Origin of the sequence: Spiroplasma melliferum KC3, from assembly GCF_000236085.2 — a bacterium.
Taxonomy (GTDB): Bacteria; Bacillota_I; Bacilli_A; order Mycoplasmatales; family Mycoplasmataceae; genus Spiroplasma; species Spiroplasma melliferum.
In genome coordinates this window covers 539783-557709 of the sequence record NZ_AGBZ02000001.1, presented here as the reverse complement: position 1 = coordinate 557709, position 17927 = coordinate 539783, and the positions used below count along the sequence as shown (strand labels likewise).

19 protein-coding genes and 1 pseudogene are annotated in these 17927 nt (G+C 25.3%); 5 read left to right on the top strand and 15 right to left on the bottom strand.

What is annotated here, in order from left to right:
- Window position 1 precedes the first annotated feature (1 nt).
- From SPM_RS02675 to SPM_RS06305, 4 genes are all read left to right on the top strand, one after another.
- Window positions 2-946 carry a recombinase RecT gene (locus tag SPM_RS02675; protein WP_004028097.1) on the top strand — a complete coding sequence of 315 codons (945 nt, stop codon included), beginning with the start codon at window positions 2-4 and terminating at the stop codon, window positions 944-946.
- Complete coding sequence (locus SPM_RS02670) at window positions 940-1452, top strand: hypothetical protein (RefSeq protein ID WP_004028096.1); 513 nt, start codon at window positions 940-942, stop codon at window positions 1450-1452. The genes SPM_RS02675 and SPM_RS02670 overlap by 7 nt, the downstream gene beginning before the upstream one ends.
- 4 nt (window positions 1453-1456) lie before the next feature.
- Entirely contained in the window at window positions 1457-1639 is a 183-nt protein-coding gene (locus SPM_RS02665) for a hypothetical protein (RefSeq protein ID WP_040584401.1), read from the top strand.
- 69 nt (window positions 1640-1708) lie between these two features.
- On the top strand, window positions 1709-2209 hold the full coding sequence (locus tag SPM_RS06305; RefSeq protein ID WP_004028094.1) for a lipoprotein: 501 nt from the start codon (window positions 1709-1711) through the stop codon (window positions 2207-2209).
- A gap of 21 nt (window positions 2210-2230) precedes the next feature.
- Here SPM_RS06305 and SPM_RS02655 read toward each other — a convergent pair whose 3' ends face one another.
- From SPM_RS02655 to SPM_RS02590, 14 genes are all read right to left on the bottom strand, one after another.
- The gene (locus SPM_RS02655; RefSeq protein WP_004028093.1) at window positions 2231-2653 is read right to left on the bottom strand and encodes a hypothetical protein; all 423 of its coding nucleotides are present in this window, start codon (window positions 2651-2653) and stop codon (window positions 2231-2233) included.
- 48 nt (window positions 2654-2701) lie between these two features.
- Window positions 2702-3301, bottom strand: coding sequence for a hypothetical protein (locus SPM_RS02650; RefSeq protein WP_004028092.1), 600 nt, complete (start codon window positions 3299-3301; stop codon window positions 2702-2704).
- Window positions 3302-3565: 264 nt separating this feature from the next.
- A complete protein-coding gene (locus tag SPM_RS02645; protein WP_004028091.1) occupies window positions 3566-4639 on the bottom strand; it encodes a hypothetical protein in 1074 nt (357 codons plus the stop codon).
- Window positions 4639-5526 (bottom strand): hypothetical protein, encoded by an 888-nt coding sequence (locus tag SPM_RS02640; RefSeq protein WP_004028090.1) that lies wholly within the window; start codon window positions 5524-5526, stop codon window positions 4639-4641. Before SPM_RS02640 ends, SPM_RS02645 begins: the two co-directional genes overlap by 1 nt.
- A gap of 31 nt (window positions 5527-5557) precedes the next feature.
- On the bottom strand, window positions 5558-5770 hold the full coding sequence (locus SPM_RS02635) for a hypothetical protein (RefSeq protein ID WP_004028089.1): 213 nt from the start codon (window positions 5768-5770) through the stop codon (window positions 5558-5560).
- 9 nt (window positions 5771-5779) lie between these two features.
- Window positions 5780-6097, bottom strand: coding sequence for a hypothetical protein (locus tag SPM_RS02630; protein ID WP_004028088.1), 318 nt, complete (start codon window positions 6095-6097; stop codon window positions 5780-5782).
- Window positions 6052-7179 (bottom strand): hypothetical protein, encoded by a 1128-nt coding sequence (locus SPM_RS02625; RefSeq protein ID WP_004028087.1) that lies wholly within the window; start codon window positions 7177-7179, stop codon window positions 6052-6054. Before SPM_RS02625 ends, SPM_RS02630 begins: the two co-directional genes overlap by 46 nt.
- Before the next feature lie 18 nt (window positions 7180-7197).
- Window positions 7198-7683, bottom strand: coding sequence for a hypothetical protein (locus tag SPM_RS02620; protein ID WP_004028086.1), 486 nt, complete (start codon window positions 7681-7683; stop codon window positions 7198-7200).
- Window positions 7684-7880: 197 nt separating this feature from the next.
- Window positions 7881-8126, bottom strand: a complete 246-nt coding sequence (locus SPM_RS02615; protein WP_004028085.1) for a hypothetical protein — start codon at window positions 8124-8126, stop codon at window positions 7881-7883.
- Window positions 8127-8135: 9 nt separating this feature from the next.
- Window positions 8136-8510, bottom strand: coding sequence for a lipoprotein (locus SPM_RS02610; RefSeq protein WP_004028084.1), 375 nt, complete (start codon window positions 8508-8510; stop codon window positions 8136-8138).
- Between the two features lie 51 nt (window positions 8511-8561).
- Window positions 8562-11609 (bottom strand): hypothetical protein, encoded by a 3048-nt coding sequence (locus SPM_RS02605; RefSeq protein WP_004028083.1) that lies wholly within the window; start codon window positions 11607-11609, stop codon window positions 8562-8564.
- Window positions 11590-12960 carry a hypothetical protein gene (locus tag SPM_RS02600; RefSeq protein ID WP_004028082.1) on the bottom strand — a complete coding sequence of 457 codons (1371 nt, stop codon included), beginning with the start codon at window positions 12958-12960 and terminating at the stop codon, window positions 11590-11592. The genes SPM_RS02605 and SPM_RS02600 overlap by 20 nt, the downstream gene beginning before the upstream one ends.
- The gene (locus SPM_RS02595) at window positions 12953-13138 is read right to left on the bottom strand and encodes a hypothetical protein (protein ID WP_004028081.1); all 186 of its coding nucleotides are present in this window, start codon (window positions 13136-13138) and stop codon (window positions 12953-12955) included. The genes SPM_RS02600 and SPM_RS02595 overlap by 8 nt, the downstream gene beginning before the upstream one ends.
- A 1-nt stretch (window position 13139) precedes the next feature.
- Complete coding sequence (locus SPM_RS02590; protein ID WP_004028080.1) at window positions 13140-14351, bottom strand: PBSX family phage terminase large subunit; 1212 nt, start codon at window positions 14349-14351, stop codon at window positions 13140-13142.
- A gap of 46 nt (window positions 14352-14397) precedes the next feature.
- Between SPM_RS02590 and SPM_RS07005 the strand changes: the two are divergent.
- Window positions 14398-14679 (top strand): annotated as a pseudogene (locus SPM_RS07005) (IS30 family transposase); the annotation flags it as partial.
- 209 nt (window positions 14680-14888) lie between these two features.
- Here the strand turns inward: SPM_RS07005 and SPM_RS02585 are convergent.
- On the bottom strand, window positions 14889-17891 hold the full coding sequence (locus SPM_RS02585; RefSeq protein ID WP_004028079.1) for a 2-oxo acid dehydrogenase subunit E2: 3003 nt from the start codon (window positions 17889-17891) through the stop codon (window positions 14889-14891).
- Window positions 17892-17927: the final 36 nt, after the last annotated feature.

Below are 17927 nucleotides of genomic sequence, written 5' to 3'. Positions count from 1 at the left end.
TATGTCAAATATAGTGGAATTTTTAAAAACAGATAAAGCTACTGATTGAATTAAAAATAAATTTTCAAATGAAAATGAAATCGCACGATTTAAAAGTAATTTAGTAGCAATATCAAATAGTAATGATTTATTACAAAAAGCAGATCCAAGAACAATTATGACTGCTTGTTATCAGGGTGTTTTATTAAATTTACCGATGGAAAAACAATTTGGGTATGCTTATGTTGTGCCATATAATACAAAAATAGAACGAAAAGATGATTATGGTAAAACTATTTTTGGTAAAGATGGAAAACCTTTATATGATTGAATTAATCAAGCTCAATTTCAAATGGGTTATAAAGGTTATATTCAATTAGCACAAAGAAGCGGTCAATATTTAGATATGTCAGTATCAGATGTGAGAACTGGTGAATTAGTAATTTATGATCGTTTAAAAGGTACTACTTTTAATTGAATACAAAATGAAGATGAACGAGAAAAATTACCAATTATAGGTTATGTAGCATATTTTAAAATGGTTAATGGTTTTGAAAAAACATTATATATGACAAAAGAACAAATGGAAAATCATTTTATGAAATATTCGAAAACTTATGCTAAAAATAAATCATTTTACATTGCTAGTTTTGATGAAATGGCATTAAAAACAGTATTAACATCTTTATTAAGAAAATGAGGTATTATGTCTGTTGAATTACAACAAGCATATAAATCAGATCAAGCAGTTATTACTACTAATGATGAAAAAATCTATATTGATAATGATAATAATACTGTCGTTGAAAATAAACCCCAAATTAGCAATAAAAATAAAAAAGTTGAACAACCTATTATAATTGACCAAGATAGTTATAATAATCAAATTAATAATGTAGTAGTAGAAGATGATATTTCAAATGTAGTACCAACAGTTAATAACGATGAGGATATTTACTCATGATAAAAATAGGTATTGACCCATCAGGAACTGGTACTACTGCTATTGTTATATATCAAGATAATATTTTATTAGACAAAAAAGAAATTATAAATAAAGATTGAAAAAAACATTATGAATTTATTTATGATTTAGTAGATAAATATTATTATGCTGATGATGAAAATCACTATTTAATTCTTGAAAGTTGCACAGCAATTGTGAATATTGAAAATTGCTTATATACAAATGCAAATGGTTCAAAAGACCGCGATGATTTATTAAGGTTATTAGGAGTAGCAGAATGATATTTTACTGAATGAGAAATATATATTAATTGAGTATCACCACGCCATACTAAATCAGTTCTTAAAAATATGGAAAATTTGAGTAAATATAATGATAGTTGTTTATGAGAATTTGATAAAGATACTAATTTAACTTATGAATATGGTAAAGGTTGAAAATATAATAATGAAAAAATAAGTAATCATTTACGCGATGCTATTATTATTGCTAATTATGAAAGATAATATTATGAAACATTCATTTAATCAAAAAACAGGAAAATATTATTCTAAATTAATTCGTAATGTTAATATTTACTTAAATGAAAACGAAGAACAAGTTTGAAATAAATTTAATGACTTTACTTATTCACAAAAAATAGAATATCTTATCAATTTTTATATAAAACACAATAAAATTGATAAAGAATAATAAAATTAACTAACTTAACCTTGTATATATATATAATGTAAGAAATTAATAGAAAGAGGGTTAATTGGAATGAAAAAGATTTTAAGTATTTTAGGAGCAATTTCATTAGTAGGAACAAGTACAACAAGTTTAATTGCTTGTAATACACCAATATTATATACACCCGAAGAATTAAAAGAACTAAAAGAAAAAAATAACATAACTACAAAAGATGGTATTTTAGAATGAATAACACCACAAGAAAAACCATTTATTACTGTTGATAATAAATATTATTATGTAGTATGAAAAGGTCAAAATTGAAATATTACTAAGTTTAAAAATAATAATCTAATAGATAGAACTCATCCAAGTATTGAAATTGATAAAAAGAATGAAGATGAAAATTATACTTTAAATTTAGAATGAAAATCACCGATGGTTACAATTGTTATTCGTTCTTATAGCGTTATAAGTGATTGACCTGCTCCAAGATTTAAATCAGTTTATCGTTGAAATTTAGATACACAAGAACCTAATTTAGAAAATTTAGAAGTTGATAAAGATGGCAATATAATTGTCAATAATTAATAAAAAAATAGGGCTAAAACCCTATTTTTTAAATTTAATTCCAGATACTTTATGTGCTTTATGAGTAATGTCTCGTTTTGCTGCTTTATGTTGTAAAGTTGCTTCAATTAATTCTTCATTATCGTATTTTTCTAAATCAGAAATTGCTAATTTTAAATCATTAATATCTGCTTCAACACGAGCAATATTTTGAGTACCAACACCACCAAAATGATTTTTTAGATCTTGTAGTACTAATCCAATAGATTCAAAAGCATCTTCAATTTCTTCAAAGATTTTTTCTTCTGTTTTTTCTCTAAAATCATCCGTAATTCGTTCAGCTTTTAATGAGATTGCTTTATTTTTGATTAATTTTGAAAGATAACCAACTAATAAACTAGCAACAATCCCACCTACTACTGAACCAACAATTATAATTATAAACATTGTTGTTGATGTAAGCATAAATTGCCACCTTTCTATCTTTTAATTAACCACACATGACTATCATTATTATACATTATTCCATCTTTTTTTAATACAATATTGATTTCAACTTTCTACTTGTTCTTCAGTTTGTTTACAATTATGACAAATATTAACATTATGTTTTTTAAGATAATTCCGAAATATTAATCAACCAAATAATATTAAATATAATGCATAACTTGGTGTCTTATAAATTTGTTCTAAACATTTACCAACAGGTAATTTAATTGCTGGTATTTTAGGTATTTTTGTTGTTAATCAAGCAGTACCATGTAAAATTGGATAAGATATAACAATACCAGTATATCCAAAAAAGCCACCATCAGTTATATTATGCTGTCCAAACATAAACTCTTTAACTGGTTCTAATGAGGGAATTCAATTAAAATGTAAACTAGTAAAAAATAAACCATATAAACTTAAAAATGGAGTATGATATAAAATTGACATTGCATTATATCGCATAATATACGCTTTTTTGATATGAAATGGATATTTATCATATTTTAAAAACTTACGATTCTTTCAAGCCTTAAAACTTTGACTTGGATTTCTTTGTTCAAAACCTACACGCTGTCAATATGTTCCATTATCATTTTTAATTGTAATATTTTTATCAATCATATTAATTCACCATTTTTCTTTTAACAACTAATTTAGTAATTTTACCAGATGCATTTTTTGTAATTAATACAATTTTTCCACTTGCTCTTAATTGGGCATATTGATTATTATTATCAGTTGTAGTAATACCATTTGAAACATTACCTGTAAAATTTTCACATGTTGATAAATAAAAACTATTTAAATATTCATTATCAACTCAAACTTTATAAATATACTTACTTTTATCTCAATTTTTAATTTGATATTCATTTGAATTTATAATTAAATCACTAGTATCAACAATTTCTCAAGTAGGTAAATCTTTTTTTGTAAATAAAATTTATCAATATATTTTGTAGTCCCAAAAGTATCATCTGTGCTTTCAATACCTGCCACGGTACTATCAATTATATCATAATCAGCTGTATTTTTACCTCCACCAAAACTAGGGTCTCAAACTCTTAATTCACCTGTTTCAGAATTAAAATCAGCATTATTACGACCACTAGAATTAGGTAATAAAGTTATTTTATTTTGTTTTAAATTTGATACTGTAAGTTCATTATTTTCATTTTTTATAATAAATTTATTATCAATTTTAGATTCTTCACTTTGTTTTGCTTTTCATACACCATTTTCTTCATAAATAGTATCATTATCAAATGGAACTGATAACTCATTATTAGAATTATATATTATTGATTTATTATCAACTTTAGATTTATTATTAGGATTAACTTTTAAATCTAATTTTTTTGGAATTGCATCAGATTGATTTAAAAAACTAATTAAAATTGAATTATCACTTGAAGTAATATTATTATTAGCAATATAATTATTTCTAACTCAATCATATTGTGCATAACCTGCACCTTCATCAAATTCAAATCTTCATCCATTACCAAATCATGATCTATTTTTTTCTTTTAAATTACCAAAGCGAATATTTTCATACAAACCAGCATTAATTAATATTTTTTGTACTTCATCAGGTACAAATTGCATATCATCAGGTTGTTGAATACTATAAGATTGACTACCTTGTGAAAATGTTGTTGCTTGTAAAAGATATTCAGTACCTTTTGATAATCAATGTAAGGTATATATTGCTGTTGCTCATTTAACACCAATTTGTTGTTCTTCTGTTAAATTATCAATATTATCAGCATACCCAATATAACCACCAGTTCAATCATTAATTTTAACCGAACTTAAATTAATAGCTTTATTAATTCATTCATCACTATAAGTTTGTGGATTATCTTCAAAATCTTTTGTTCAAAAACCTGATTCTTTTAATTCTTTAATCGATATATACATTCATTTTAAAGTAATATCTTTTAATTCAATTGCCATTATCTTGTTCTCCTTACAAATTTAATTTCTTTTTGTATTTTTTTAGTTGTTTTAACAAATTGTTTTAATAAAGATTGAGTATTTCTTATTGTTTTAGCAAATTGAATTGGTTCATTAATTTTAGAATATTTATTTATAAAATCTCTTCTTTTATTTCTAAATTGTTGAGCCTGATTTCTTTTTCATTTATAAGTACCAATTTGTTTAACACTTCTTCTTTTATCATGACCAATATTATGATAAAAACCTTGTTCAAGTTTTCTAATATATTTTCTTACATCATTAACTTCTTTTGGTGAAACTACTAATGCTTGAATAAAAGTATCTGATTTTTTACCATGACGTATATTTTTATCAGTAATTAATCCTAATTTAATATGTCTTCTAATCATACTTGGCAATCATACTCTTAATCAAATTCTTCAAAATAAAGTTCCAGCATTTGAATTAGCATTTTTTAAAGCTAATCAAACATCTGCCGGCATTGATGGATAAGTATAAGGACCATATACTTTTGCTTTTGGTTGAAACAAAAATGTTGCACTTCCAGTATTAGTAATTTTATTAGTTAATTCAAATTTACCATATTTCATTCAACTTGATTGTAATTGAACTCATTCTTTTGAATCTTTATATTGTTCATTAAATAAATCTTTACCTTGCTGTAAACTTCTTTTTTCTATTTTATCTAATAAAGAATTAATTTCTTTTTTTGATGCAACTTTTAAATATTGTAAAATTTTTCGTGGATCTGTTCAATTATATAATTTTTTAAATTGTGAAGCTTCTTTTTTAATTAATCCATATTGTTCTAAACCTTTTTTTAATAATTCACCAACTGCAGTATCTTGTAAAGCACCAGTTAATAATCTAATTAGTTTTATCATAAATAAGAAAAGGTAGTTACCTACCTACCTCCTAATAAATATTTGTTGGATTTTTAGATTGAATAACACCTTTTAATTTACCATTATCTTTAACTAAAGTATATTCCATCTGTTCTTCAACTGTTTTATTACTTTTAATTGAACTTCATTGTATATTAGAATTATTAACTTTTTTTGATTTTTTATTTTCAACTTGTTCTTCAATTTTGTTATCAGATAAATCTGCTATAACTGTTTGTGCCATTATTACCTCCTATGGATTTAATCTTCCAAATGTTCCTTTAATTTCTAATGTTCCTTCATATTCACCAGCACCTGTTAATGTTGCTGTATAAGTACCATATACATATGGTGGTCCATCTTCAGGTTTTTTAGTAACTACTACACTATCATCTGCAATATTAAAATCATTAATAGTTGCATCAGAGTTTTTAGCAATTACAGCATTAGCAATTTGACCACCAACTGGCTTATCATCATTATTTGCTACAGGAACATTTTCACCACTTAAATCAGTAGTTTTGATTAAATCTCCGATTGCTTTTTTGCAGGTGGTGTCAACTCCATTCATGGTGCTAATTCAAATGTTATTCCACGATTTGCTTGTGCTTTAGTAATATCATCATTACTTGGGTCTCCTGTTACATATAAAGTATGTAATCCACGCATAAAAGTTGGTAATGAATATAATCCACGACCCATATAACGAACATTTCCAGTATTTTGATTAATTACTTGTTGTATACTTCTTCAACCTTGAGGCATTGCACAATCTTGTGTATGACCAGTAAATCCTCAAGCTCCTACTGTTTTATTATAATTTAAAGTAAAATCTAAATCTTTATTAATTCCAGTATCTTTACCTTTTTTAAATTCACGTCCTAAATATCAACTTTCAAATACATCTACTCCTAGAATCATTTTTTTTCATAATTGACCAGTAGCTAAAGTATCTGCAGCTATTTGTTCTAAAATTTTAATATATGCTTTTGAAAATTGAGCAAAAGCTGGCATTGATACATGAACCATTAAATCATCTTTTTTAGTACCAAACATTAATGCACTAACTTTTTGAACTAAATTAATTGAAATATCATTAATTTTATAAAATGTATCTTGTGCTGTATCAGTATCAGTTGGTATTGGTAATTTAACAAATTGACCTGTTGCAATACATGAATCAACTACTCCTTGTAAATAAATTGCATTCATATTTGAATATCAATTACGAGTAATTGTTCTCATTCATTCTCCAATTGTAGTAGTTCGTACTTCAACTGGTGATTCCATAAAACGAACAACATCAAATGTAGGAACATCATATTTAAATGTTAACATTTGGTCCATCATAACAGTTGCTCTTCGTACTGCTACAGATTGTTGTTCCATTCCAGAATCCATATCATAATCAGTACCTCAAACCATACGTTCTGGAAATACATATTGTCCTTGCTCTCAACCTTCTGCCATAGTTACTTGTTGAGCAGTTAACATCATCATTTCAGTAGCATCAATATATTCACTATCTGCTTCTAAAATTCTTTTAATTTGTAAAACAGCAATATCACCAATTGCTTTTTCTGTTGCAGTATTACCACCAACTTGAAAAACTGTTGGTAATGCAATACTTGATTTTCCACCTACTTTTGCCATAGGTTCTTATCCTCCTTATTATTGTCATGTTAAACTTTTAGCATAATCAATAATATCTTGGTCAGTTTTAGCACCATTTTTCTTAATTTCTTCTAATCTATTAGTTTTAATCTCTTCACTTCTTTTAAGCATTTGGTCAATAACTGACCCACCATCAACAGTACCATCTACTTGATCAATATTATATTCTTCTGCTATTTTGTTTATTCTTTCTTGTTTTGATAAATCTTTATATTCATCATTATTAATTAACGAAGAAATAATCTTTTTATCTTTATCTGTAAAATTTTTTAAATATAATTCATTTTCTAACGAATCACTTTTATTTTTTAATTCTTGTAATTGATTAGTAACATTTTCTAATTCTGTTTTATCAACTACATTTTCTCTTTTTTTAACTGATTCACGAATTTGTTTAGCTTGAGCATCTAATAATTCATTAACTGCTTGTGCTTTTTCATCATCAAGTTCTAAAATTTCTTTAATTTTTTCTAAATTTGCCATATTATTTACTCCTTATTTAAGTGTTGGATTAACACTTTCTAACAAATTAAGATTTAAGACTCTTTTTAAGGAAGATTAACCTTTAAAATTATTATATACTCATATTTTATAAATACAATATATTTTATTTCTAATTTATACCTTAAAATGTCTAATAATGGTATTTGTATTAAAATAAAAAATTAAACTATTAAAGTTTAATTTTTCTTAACAATCATTGTATATAAACAATCTTTTAATTCTTTATTTTTTTGTTGCATATATAACATTGTTTCTTTCATTTTAATTTGAAACTCTTTAAAATGTGTAATACATAATTGCACAGGTCAATCACCTTGCATTTGTCTTACTAAATCACCATTTTTATCTTTTTTAAATCTCGCTAATACCTTACTTTTACAATCAGGCATTTCACAATCTAACCATTTTTGAATAACTGCCATAATATTTCCTTATTCTAAAACAATATTTCCTTGATCATCAATGTTTGGAACATCATTATCTGTTGGAACTGAATTTTTTGTTCAAATATAAACTTCTTTTCAATTACTTGATCAACCCAATAAATCAGGTCTTCATTTATTATCTCCTTCTGTTCCATCTCAAAGTTTACGATTTATATGATATTTATTATCATTAGTGCGATGTATTAATAAATATCATTTATCAGTTGGTTTATTTTCATTAAATGGTTTATCTTTTTTGCATAATTCTTTTCAATTTCCAATTATTTTATTTTCACATTTATCATGTGTACAACTTATTAAACTTGTTGTGCTTGTTCCTACTAATGATATTGCACCTAAAATACTTAAAATCTTTTTCATATTTGAACTCCTTAATAATTTAATAACTCCAATGAATTATAACACAATACATTAATTAGACGGAACTAATTTAATATTAAAATTTGTACTTTGACTATTATTTTTTAAATCAATTCCTCCAATATAACTATATGTTTTTGATTTTCCATTATATATTGCACCTTTCCATAATTGACCATTTATTACTACTTCTTGCATTACTTTTTTAGAAAATATTATTTTCATTCTTAATGGATTATCATATAAATAAAATGTAATTGTAGCATTTTGACTATTTTGTTGTGGAGATGTTAATAAACTATAAACTTCTACTGTCATATCATTATTTGCTAATGTTCAACTCGAAGAAATTACTTTATTATCTGTAGTAGAATTAGCACATGTAAACGATTGAGTATATCCTGTATCTGTGATATTAGCGATAGATACACTTTTAATATTTCATGTAATTGAAGATGATTGAGAATTACCTATTCTATATTCTTTTGCATTTAAAATTTTATCCTGTGAACCATTACAGTTAGTTGATCCTGTTCCTAGTAATAAATTATTTATTGAATTATCATCAAAACCATTATATATTTCTCCTGATGAACTAGTATATTTTAATAATGTTGGTGGTATCATTGTAAATTGTAATGATAATTGGTTTGGAAAAAGGATAGTACTATACGCTCTTTTAAACTGATTTACTGTTTTTATTGTTGGATCAACCATATTTGCTAAATCAATATCTATATTAAAATCAATATTCATATAATCCAATGTTTTACTTGAAGGAATTATAATTCCTAATTGCTGACATTTAAATGTATTTGTTGCTATTGTATCATTTGGGGCACCTTTTAATATTCCTTGTGGTTTTATTAAATCAATTATTATTTCTTTATATGTAAATGGATCTGGTGGTAATACTGCTTTTGGATAAAAAAATGTTGTTTCTTCTGATAAGTCATAGTCTAAGGCACTTGTTTTAATAATACTATTTCATGCTTGGACATTTCCATTTGGTTTAATAAACTTAGCCATTGTTTGTCATTCACCTTGAAAGTTTTGAAAAGCAGTAATATTATCATTTAAAGTAAATGGATTTTCACTATAAGTTGTAATCTTAAAATTAGTTTTACCAATTGTTTGTAAATTAATTAAATCAATAACATAACTTTCTAATGTTCCATCAACAGTTGGATTAAATTCTAATTTATTATCTAAATTAGTTAATTTAGTATCTTTATCTAATGCTTGAAAATCTTGTGATAATATAACTATTTCATCATTTCCACCATTAATATCTATTCTATTTTGACCTAAATCAATTGTAGAATATATTTTTGTTCCTAAATCATCACCTGTTGAAGAATAATAATGGGTTCTAATTTTATCTGTTAGTTTTAACATACAACCAAAAGTTAATGAATTACTTCCTAATAACGCCCCTACTTGGTCTTCTGTTTCATTTCGAAACATATCATATGGAATATAACCTTGACCAGCAATATCAAATTTTCCTCTTCTATCACCTCATAAACTTTCTTGTATAATTTCATAACTTAAATAATCAATAAAAGCATTTAATTGTGCTATTTTTGGTATTAAACTAGTATTTTTTTGACTCATTAATTTAACTGGTAAACCTAAATCAAAAAATGAGATTATTTTACCAACAATAGGTAAATTATTAATACTAAATTTAGTAAATTCATTAACATCTCATGGTAATAATGAAATTGAAGAATGCGTATAACGATTAGCATTTAAAATATCATGAAATGATGATGATTTTAAAGATGAATAATCAAATGAAGCAACACCAAATGGAGCCTTTTTATATTCAGGGTCTTGATAGATAAATTTACGAATTTGTCTAGTATCATATACACCTGATGGTTTAAATTGTAATCCACTATCTCAAAAAGGTATTTTATTAGGATTTGTTTTTCTAGTAGATTCTAGTTCACTTTTTAATACTCCCTCAGCATTTTTCTTTGCTAATGGGTCTGCTAACGCATTAAAAATATTAGTTCATTCACCATATGTTGTTTGATTAACGGGTTTTAATCCTTGTAGATTATATAAAACATTAGCAGGGTTTGAATTAGTTAATAAAGTATCAGGCATTCCACTTAATTCATCTGAAAATAATAAATCTCGTGGCTGATATACTCTTGTATTAATTTGTCCTGCTTTTACAGGTCTTCCTATCATTGTTAAAGATGTAAATGCTGTTAAACCTAATACTTTTAAATCAATTCATTTAACACCAATATCTTTTGCTAATGCAGGGTCATAATCAACAACACCATTAATAATTCTTGGAAAAAAATAACCTTCACCAATTGCTCCGTGTTGTATTTTTTGTCATATTGCCATACCAGATTTACTTAATTGGTCATTAACACTACTAAATGTTATTTCTTGGAATAAAAACTTTTTATTATCAAATGGGTCATAGTAGTCTGTAATATTACTAATATATAATCATTGAATACTTTGATTATATTCATAAGTATTAATAGTTTCTCCACCAATATTTTCATTATTATTATTTAATACAATATATAAACTTAATTCATCATTTTGACCAAATTGTTTTTCAGTTGATAATAATGTATATTGTCGTTGAGTTGAAATACCTTGAAATACTGGATCAGGTGTACCTTGATTACTAAAATATGCATCACTTGTACTATTTTGTAAATATGCTTCATACATATCACCACGATTAGTAGGATAATTCATTGGATTAATAATTTTAGTATAAAAATTATCAGCATCTTTAAAATTATTTTCTTTTGTTCCTTTATTAACTTGTTCTAATTTAAATGCATTTTTTCATTGAGCAATAATAGTTGCATTACCAGTAATTGCTAATGTAAAATCTGAATAATCTTGGGGAATACTATTAATTGGTTTATATCCACTAGTAGTCATAGGAATAACTCCGTTTGTAATAACAAAGGGAAATATAAATCATTTATCTAATTCTTGTATTTTTCTTTTAATAACTTTACTATCAGTTGAAGCCATTCGCATTGCTGTATATAATACTTGGTTATTAATTTGTATTGCTTCTTTTGAATTATTTTTGTTTAAATTCATCTTTTATACCTCCAGTATTATTATTTTCATTATCTTTATCATTTTCATTATCAATATCAAATTTAGCATTAGTTTCTAATTGTTCTTTATCAATTCTTTCAACTTCTTTAATAGCAAATGTCATTGGAATACTATCAACAATATGAATATATTTTGCACGAGACATTGTGGCATTTTCTAATCGTGTATTATTTGTATCAACTAAACGCATTTGGTCAATAATTCCTGCTTGTTTAAATTTTAATGAGTATGGTCTTTCACTTTTAAATCAATTATTATTATCAACTTTTCAATATTTATGAAATATTCATCAACAATCAAATAAACGATATAAATAATCTAATAAAAATTCTTGTCATACTGCTTGTGATTCAATATCTTCTGCTTGCATTATTAATGTTTGATTTTGATTAGTATAAGTTCCTTGTTCATCTGCTTGCCATGATAATCCAATTCCACGAAATACTAATTTTAAAATATGGTCAGTATCTAAATTATAATCAATAGAATTATATTGTCCCTGCGTATAATTAACAGTAGATCCACCACCTTTGGCATCATAATTATTTTGAACAGTTTGAATAACAAAATCACTTTCATAATCATCTCAAGCATTTTTTTTATTTTTTACATTATCAGCTTCTTCACTTGTAGCCTGAATATAACCTCTTGCCCTTGAAAATCTTCTTGTTTTCTTTTTAATAAATAAATTATCTTGTAAATCTTCAATTAATCACATTGTAGGATATATATCAGGGTAAGCATTTAACATAGTACTACTTGCTTGTCCTTGTTGATTAACACGAATAAAATTAGGAATTTGTATTAATGGAAAACGACCTAATTTATTAATATATGTTCTTTTTTCAATTCTTAAACTTTTATCTATTTTACCACTAACTGCTCCTGCTTGAGTATTTTCATCATTAGGATATGAATCAATTTGAATATATTTATCATTAATAATTACATGAAATATATAACCAGTATCATCTTGATTAGGTAATATTCAAATATCTGCAGCTTGTTCTTCTTCATTAATTTTAGATACAAAATTAGTAAATAATGCTGTTCCTAACATAATATCTAAATCACCATCTCGTGTTTCATATATAAACATAACAGCCACACCTAATAATGATTTAGTTCATGACATTTTAATTAATTTTTCATATACTTTTCTTTTATGATATCAATGTTGTCAATGTATTAATGCTTGTTCATTTTCACTATCGCATAATAATCCACGACCAATTTCCATTCTTACTTTTCTTTGAGCAACAATTAATGGAACATGTAATTTTCAATTACGATTATTAAATTCTAATCATTTATCAATATGTTTATTCATTTTTATTTACCTCAAGTCTAGCAACATGACATATTAATAAATTACTTTCTTTTTCTGTTTTATCAACTTTTAATACTTTATATTCATTTTTATATTTATAAACAAAAATCTTATTTTTAGGAATTCTTCTTTTATATTTTCCAATTATTTTATCTAATTCAATTAAATATATATACATTTTAAATATACTCCTTTATTAATTGATTATTTACTGATTTAACAATATCTCTAATATATTCGCTTAAAGCATAATAATCAGAATCAAATTCATCATCATATAAATCAATTATTTCTTCTTTACCACCATTTGGTTTTTCTTTTCACTGAATCATTGGATATTCAGTATTACTTGCTTCTAATATAATATCATGTGTCATTTTCCCACTAATCATAGCACCAATAAATGCATTAACTCTATCAACAACTATTCATATTGATTTATCTACTTCTTCAAATCTTAATAATCTACCATACCTATATTTTAATTTTTCACGATTTAAAACATCAATAAATGCTCTTCCACCTGCACCTCAATCAACATTAATAGTTAAACCACTTTCAATAAATATAGTACTATTTTTTAAACTAGATAAATAAAATTTAATAATATCATTTGCTTGTTCAAAAACATCTTTATATTCCATTGTTGCATTTGAATGAGTATATTTACCTATTTTATGTACTTTTTTTAAAATTGAATTATATACTCATAAACTAGCACTTGTTTTATGCCCATTAGGACTATCTGCTTGAGCAAAATCAACACCAGCAAGTATTTTATCAAAGGACCATGTTAATTTAGTAAATTTTAAATATCTATCAAATACAGCACCTTGAACTTGTCCAGGTAATCCTCAACTTCATACTCTTGCTCTTGCTGGATCTAAATGTTCTAATTCTAATAATGTATTTTTAACATCAGCAGATAACATATTATTCATTCTTCAAGAACTATAATGATTTATTATTTTACGATTAAATCGATTAAATTTACCAATTTGCTCATATTTTGATTTCATTATTTGTTCATTAAATGGCATTAAATTATTACAATAATCAATTAAATATCTTCGAAGAGATTCAGGATTACATGTATTAATTTCTATTTTCTTTTTAGCACCACGCAATGCAAATCTAATTTCTGAAAAATCATTTTTATCATATTGGTCTGATTCTTCTCTTCAATCAATTACTAAAGCATATTTTTCTAAATCAGCAAAAGCTTTTAATTTTTCTCTTTTTGTTTGAGTATGCAAGCCACGACAAATAATTGTAGTTCCATTCGATAATGATAATTCATGATTACTTAAATTAACATTATAATTAATATTACTCTTATCAAGAGTATTAACAATATTTTGAAAAATACTACTTCTTACATCTTTATTCATTTTCATACTAGCAAATATAAAAATAGGTTTTTTAATATAATGTACAAAAGGTATTATAACTGATCAAGGTAAAGAATTTATTGAATGGAAGAAAATTGAAAAAATAACTACGGCTGATGTATATTTTTGTGATCCAGCAAGTCCTACACAAAAACCTATTGTTGAAAGAATGAATAGAGATATTAGACATTGATTACCAAAAGGTACTGATTTTAATAAAATTAATCAAAATAGGATTAATTGAATTATTCAAACTATTAATTCTAAAATAAGGCGTTGTTTAAATTGAAAAACTCCACATGAATTATTTTTCAAATATCTTAAATAAAAAAATTTATTATTAAAATTTGTAATAAATTACTTTTTAGTATGCTTCATTGTGCTAAAATTGAATCAAATTAAAAAAACAACTAAAAAAAGAGTTGCATTCTTATTTTTAAATGTTATTATTTTATTAATAAGGGTCGGAAGTCCTAATTGCTATTACAATCTGCAAAAATTAAAAAATCTTATTAATTAAAAATTAATAAGATTTTTTTATGATAATGTAATTAATTCTGGTGACTCTAAAATTTCTTTTAATCGTGTTAAGAAAATCCCTGCTTCTGCAGCATCAATAATTCGTTGATCAATTGTTAAAGCAAGATTCATTATTGAACGAATTACTAGTTTATCGCCTTTTATAACAATTGGTTTACGAACGATACGTCCAACACCAATTACTGCTGAATTAGGATAAAAAATTGTTGGTGTTGCATTAACTGCTCCAACCATTCCATAGTTGGCAATAGTAATAGTACTTCCTTTTAATTCATAATCATATAATTCACCTTGACGTAAACGTTCAATTGTTTCTTGAATGTTAATTGCAATTTGTTTTAAACTCATTCGTTCAGCAAATTTAATAACTGGAATGACTAATCCCTCGCTAGTTTCTGTTGCTAAACCAATGTGTTGCGAATTTTTAATTACAATTTGATTCGTTTTAGAATCATAATATGAATTTAATTTTGGATATTCACTTAGAACTAACGAAACTGCTTTTACTAAAAAACTCATTGTTGAAAAACGAACACCATGGTCAGCATTAGCATTTTTTAATTTTCGTTGTTGATCAATAATTGCTGACATATCAATTTCACTATTAATTGTTAATGGTGGCACATGTGCTTGAGACATAATCATTGATTGAATCGCAGGATATCTTGTCGATTTAATTTCTTCTCTTGTTTCTAATCCCTGTGGTTCAATTTGACTATTAGTATTAATAATATTCAAATTGTTATTTAATGGTTGTACCAAGTTTCCATAAGTATTAGGAATAGTAGTTTCTTCGGAATTAAATTTTTTAACTTGTAAATTATGTGTTTCACAATTATGTTCAGTTTTTAGTTCATTCCCCTGCTTATTATTAAATTTAAATTCTTTTAACATTTCTTTTAAAACAGGATCTGATTCATTCATTGTTTTTAACATTTGTTGCATTAACATATATTGCATCATTTTTTCAATGCTTGTTCCATCTGTATTATTATTATTATTATTATTATTATTATTATTTACTTGACGTAAACTTTGAATTTCTCGTAATAATTCATTTTGACGATTATTTTGTTCTTGATTAGCTAAACGCTCTTTTAAAATTGTCAATTCAATCATTACATTATTATCATTTACACCTTGTTGTAATGATAATGTTGTTCTTGAACCGTGATTACTTTCATCATGGTTTTCAGGCTGAATTAACTGTTTAGATGATTGTTGTTTTTCGTTTAGTGAAGATGGTTTAACTATATCATCATTTGGTTTTTTCTGTTGCGAATTATTATTATCATAATATTCATTATCTAACATTTCATATTGTGATTCAATTTCCTCAAAAGAAGGACGTTGATAATTACTAATTTCTCCTAAAACAGAATCAACTTCAACATTTCCTTTTGCAATTTGTTCCATTCTTTTCTTAATTAACTCTCGTTGATTTCTTGTTTTTAAAATTTTTTCTCGTTGCCCATTATCATTTAATTTTTCATATAAACGATCACGATAAGATTTTAATGGTGAAAAATACCCTGGTTTTTTTTCTTTCGCTTCTTTTGATTCATTTGGATCAATTGTATAACCATCAGCTGAAATATAAATTTCATCAGATAATTTTTTTTCACTTGTTTTAAAAGTATTAACATTATCATTATAATTAGAAGCAGAACTACTATACCCAGTTTGTACTTCTGGTGATACATTTCTTTTAATTAAATCATTCATTCTTCCTTGGACAATATTACGTAAAATTTTAGGACGACCATCTTCAGCTAAAAAATCCATTGAATTTTTAGAATTATCACTTTCTAATGATAACTCATGAAAATCATTATTATTATGTAATTGTTCACGACGTTGATTTACAAGATTACGAAAACTAGTATTTTCATTTTGGCCTCCTAAAAATGCTGCTGCGTTAATTGGTGCTTCATCTTGTTGTTTTGTTGTGTTAACTAAATATTTTGCATATTCTTTTGCTTGATTTTCTTCAATTAATTCTGCTTGGCCAATTGGAACAGCATTTGTTACAATATTCTGGTTAGGAAGCGATGGCGGCTGATTTAAACTATTTGTTTGTGATTCAAAGTTATTTTCTTGAAACATATTACTATTTAAATTAGGAATATTAACCATTGTTGACTTCGCCTCACTTTTTCTTTCTTGATTCATTGGATTTTTAATTGTATCAATTGAAGGGATTTTTTCCCGATTATTAATAATATCATTATCATCAATTTTTAAATTTTTAAATGATAATCTGCGTGTTTTCTTAGGACCAAAAGATAATTTTGTTTCATCTCATCGTTTGTGTTCTTCTTGTTTTATTTTAGTGGGTTCTTCAAAAAGTTGTTCTTGTGATGATATATTATTTTGTTGTTGAAAATTAATAGGCTGATTTTGTTCAATATTTGTTGAAAAATAAGGAATATTATTAATAGTGTTCTCTTCAAATAAAGGTTCTCCACTATTTTGACTAAAGTTTTGCGATAATATTGAATTATCATATGGTTGCTGATCATTAATTAATACAGCACTTGAATTAATAATGTTTTCATTATTGTAAACTTGATGTTGATTCAATAAAGGTGGCGTAAAAGTTGGATGTAAAGTATCTTCGCTCGCAATGCTAATTCCTGAATAATCATCTTCTTCAACATCTTTTCATTTTGTTCCAAATTGACCATTTTTTGTTGTCGAAAATTTTATCCCTTTTTTATTTAAGCGAGTAAATTCGTTATCTTCGAGACGTTTAAAATAATACTTTTCAATTTCATCTTCAGTTGTTAACAAATGAGCAATAACAGTATTGGGTTTAATTTTAGTCCCTTCTTTAATTGGCTTAACAATAATTCCATCCATTGGGGCTGTAATGATAGATTCACCATTTTCATTTTCAATTAAAGCAATTTCATCACCTAATTTAACCTCTTCATTCTGATACAAGAATTTTTTTAAAATTCCTTTTTTTTCTAGCGTTAATACTCTAATTTTTTCCATTGTTTCTGATTACCCCATTCAAAAAAACTTAATATG